We start from the raw sequence: 4,040 nt of genomic DNA on the forward strand, positions 1-4,040 counted from the left end.
AACCCCGCCACCCCCCCCAAACCCCCCACCCCCGTTGGAAAGGAGGCCTTCACGGACCAACGAACGAAGGGGTCTAGACCACCGTGAGGCGGTTCTCGAACGACTCGACGAGCTTCCGCCACGCGCTCTGCTCGGCGTCGAACGGGGCCGACGGCTCGAGCCGCGTCGGGTCCGGCCGCAGCACGAACGACACCAGCCAGCCGAGGCTTTCGTTGGCCGCCAGCGCGGTTTCCGCCACGTCGTCGCCCGCCCAGTCGGACGCGTCGGTGATCAGCTCGACGGCCAGCTCCAGCTGGGTCGGGTCGATCGACTCGGGGCCCTCGGCGATGTCGTCGTCGAGACCGTTGAGCACGTAGGTGTTCTCGGCGTCGACCTCGACCTCCAGCTCGCCCGCGGTGGCCTTCTGCACCACCTCGTCCCAAGTGGACACTTCGACGAGGTCGGTGTCGGCGAGTTCCTTGCCGTCCGCGATCGCGCGGACGAGGGCCTTCTCCGAGGTGAAGACGTCGATTTCGCCCTCGCTGCCGAGGAACACCGGCTTGTCGTCGAGGTAGCAGCGCAGCGTGTAGTACTCCGCGCCCGAGGTCACGATCTTGATCGGGTCGATGCCGACCTCGCCCCAGAAGCCGACCGGGACGTCGTCTTCGTCGTCTTCGTCGTCGGAGTCCTCGTCGGTGGAGACGGCCTCCAGATCGTCGTCACCCGCGTCGGCAGCCGCCTCGGCCTCGGCCGACTCCTCGTGGAACGCGGCCAGTTCCTCGGCGGTCTGCTCCAGCACCGCGGCGTCGACCTCGGGCTGGGTCACCAGGCCGTCGATCGCGTCGAGCACGGTGTCCCATTCCTCCGACACCGCCTTGGACAGGTCGTTCCACAGCGCCGCGCCCTCGCGGCCGGTGAACGGCAGCCGTCCCTGCTCCAGCAACGAGAAGCCCTCGTGCGCGTCGAGGATCTCGTGCACGTCGTCCAGCTCGCAGACGTCGGCGAGCGAGCGGACGATGCCGATGATCTCGGCCAGCTCGGCGATGGTCCACGAGTCCGGCTCGTCGGCGACCAGTTCGGGCACGCCCACCAGGTCGTAGGAGTGGTCGTCGTCGGGGATCAGCTCGGGCACGTTCAGCGCGGGCACCGCGTCCCACGCCGGGTGATCGAGCAGGTCGTGCTGCTCGGACGTGCGGACGAACGCGGCGAGGTGCGCGGCGTCGGGGAAGGCGTACAGGTCGTCCTCGTCGCCGAGGAACGCTTCCCACTCCTCGCCGTCCTCCCGCCAGCGCGGCGCCCACAGGGTGACCACATCGCCCTGCGGCAGGCCGAGTTCGATCGGGATGATGTCCTGTGCCATTCCTTAGCCCTCCGGATTACCGCCCGTGTGCGCGCGACACCGGTGTTCCCCCGGTCGTGCGCGGTATGCGCAGCCTACGGGTTTCCGCTCCGGCCCGCGATTGCCCCTGGCCAAGTCCGAACCAACGGATGGCACGATGGGGCACCTGATGACTCTTACAGACCTCCTGCCAGCGGATCCCGACGCCGATGCCCTGTTCGAGGCCTTCTCCACCTGGACGGCCGAACGGGGGCTCGAGCTGTACCCGGCGCAGGAGGAGGCGCTGATCGAAGTCGTCTCCGGGGCGAACCTCATCCTGTCGACTCCGACCGGTTCCGGCAAGAGCCTCGTCGCGGTCGGCGCGCACTTCACCGCGCTCGCACACGGGCGGCGCAGTTACTACACCGCGCCGATCAAGGCGCTGGTCTCGGAGAAGTTCTTCCAGCTCATCGACATCTTCGGCGCGGACAACGTCGGCATGATGACCGGCGATTCGAGCGTCAACGCCGATGCCCCGATCATCTGCTGCACCGCCGAAATCCTGGCGAACATCGCGTTACGGTTCGGCCGCGACGCCCCGGTCGGCCAGGTCGTCGCCGACGAATTCCACTTCTACTCCGAGCCCGACCGCGGCTGGGCGTGGCAGGTGCCGCTGCTGGAACTGCCGGACGCCCAGTTCGTGCTGATGTCGGCCACCCTGGGCGACGTCTCCTTCTTCGAAAAGGATCTGACCCGCCGCACCGGCCGCCCGACCGCGGTTGTGACATCGGCACAGCGACCTGTCCCACTGACTTTCCGCTACGCGCTGACACCGCTGCACGAAACGCTGTCGGAACTGCTGCACGGCGGCCAGGCCCCGGTGTACGTCGTGCACTTCTCGCAGGCGGCCGCGATCGAGCGGGCGCAGACGCTGATGAGCATCAACGTCACGTCGAAGCCGGAGAAGGAGGCCATCGCCGAGCTGATCGGCGACTTCCGGTTCTCCGCCGGGTTCGGCAAGACGCTGTCGCGGCTGGTGCGGCACGGCATCGGCGTGCACCACGCCGGGATGCTGCCGAAGTACCGGCGGCTGGTCGAGCAGCTCGCGCAGGCGGGGCTGCTCAAGGTGATCTGCGGGACCGACACCCTCGGCGTCGGCATCAACGTGCCCATCCGCACGGTCGTGTTCTCCGCGCTCACCAAGTACGACGGTGTCCGGCAGCGCCACCTCAAGGCGCGGGAGTTCCACCAGATCGCCGGGCGGGCGGGCCGCGCGGGCTACGACACCGACGGCTACGTCGTGGTGCAGGCGCCCGATCACGTCGTGGAGAACGCGAAGGCGCTGGAGAAGGCGGGTGACGATCCCAAGAAGAAAAAGAAGATCGTCCGCAAGAAGGCGCCCGAGGGGTTCGTCAACTGGACCGAGAGTACCTTCGACCGGCTGATCGCGGCGGAGCCGGAGCCGCTGACGTCGAGCTTCCGGGTCAGCCACTCGATGCTGCTGAACGTGATTTCCCGGCCTGGCAACGCCTTCGACTCGATGCGGCATCTGCTGGAGGACAACCACGAGCCGCGGCCGTCGCAGCGGAAGCTGATCCTGCGCGCCATCGCGATCTATCGCGCGCTGCTCGCCGCGGGGGTGGTGGAGCGGCTCGACGAGCCCGACGAGCAGGGCCGGATCATCCGGCTCACCGTGGACCTGCAGTTCGATTTCGCCCTCAACCAGCCGCTTTCCCCGTTCGCGCTGGCCGCGATCGAGCTGCTCGATCCCGAGTCGCCGGTCTACCCGCTCGACGTCGTGTCCATTGTGGAATCTACTGTGGACAATCCGCGTCCGGTGCTTTCGCAGCAGCAGTTCAAGGCGCGGGGCGAAGCCGTGCAGGCGATGAAGGCCGACGGTATCGAGTACGACGAGCGGATGGAACTGCTCGAAGACGTCACGTACCCGAAGCCGCTGGAGGAGCTGCTGAACGCGGCGTACGCCAGCTACCGGCAGGGCCATCCGTGGGTCGCCGACTACGAGCTCTCGCCGAAGTCCGTGGTGCGCGACATGTACGAGCGCGCGATGAACTTCGTGGAGTACATCGGTTTCTACCAGCTCGCGCGGTCGGAAGGCCTGGTGCTGCGGTATTTGGCCGACACCTACGACGCGCTGCGCCACACGGTCCCGGACGAGGCGAAGACGGAACCGTTGCAGGACCTCATCGAATGGCTCGGCGAGCTGGTCCGGCAGGTCGACTCCAGCCTGCTCGACGAGTGGGAAGCGTTGCGGCATCCGGAAGAAGAGGGCCCGGTGCCGACGCGGCCGCCGTCCGAGCCGCCCGCGGTCACCCGCAACGAGCGGGCGTTCCGGGTGCTGGTGCGCAACGAACTCTTCCGCCGGGTCGAGTTGGCCGCCCGGCGTGCGTACGTGTCGCTGGGCGAGTTGGACGGCGCGGACGGGTGGGACGCCGACGCGTGGGAAGACGCCATGGAGGACTACTTCGACGAGCACGAGACGCTCGGGATCGGCCCGGACGCGCGCGGCCCGGCGTTGCTGATGATCGAGAAGGAGCCGGGCGTCTGGCGCGTGCGGCAGATCTTCGACGACCCGGCGGGCGATCACGACTGGGGCATCAGCGCCGAGGTCGACCTGGCGGCGTCCGACGAGGCGGGCTCCGCCGTGCTCCGGATTGTGGACGTCAACCAGCTCTGACGGTCCGTGAAGGCCTCCTTCACAGCGCTCAACGCCGTGACGGTGGCC

The 4,040-nt window shown here is 68.3% G+C and carries 2 protein-coding genes; one reads left to right on the plus strand and one right to left on the minus strand.

What is annotated here, in order from left to right; all coding sequences use genetic code 11:
• Positions 1-73: 73 nt before the first annotated feature.
• Positions 74-1,339, minus strand: coding sequence for a primosomal protein (locus ACFWX1_RS47910; RefSeq protein ID WP_378396607.1), 1,266 nt, complete (start codon positions 1,337-1,339; stop codon positions 74-76).
• Between the two features lie 148 nt (positions 1,340-1,487).
• Here ACFWX1_RS47910 and ACFWX1_RS47915 point away from each other — a divergent pair, with 148 nt between their 5' ends.
• Entirely contained in the window at positions 1,488-3,992 is a 2,505-nt protein-coding gene (locus ACFWX1_RS47915) for a DEAD/DEAH box helicase (RefSeq protein ID WP_378396608.1), read from the plus strand.
• Positions 3,993-4,040 lie beyond the last annotated feature (48 nt).

Origin of the sequence: Amycolatopsis sp. NPDC059021 (assembly GCF_042739895.1) — a bacterium.
GTDB lineage: Bacteria > Actinomycetota > Actinomycetes > Mycobacteriales > Pseudonocardiaceae > Amycolatopsis.

Bases quoted from the DNA above. Each gene is read 5' to 3' on its own strand.
- ACFWX1_RS47915 (WP_378396608.1), top strand. From the start codon at position 1,488: ATGACTCTTACAGACCTCCTGCCAGCGGATCCCGACGCCGATGCCCTG.
- ACFWX1_RS47910 (WP_378396607.1), bottom strand. From the start codon at position 1,339: ATGGCACAGGACATCATCCCGATCGAACTCGGCCTGCCGCAGGGCGAT.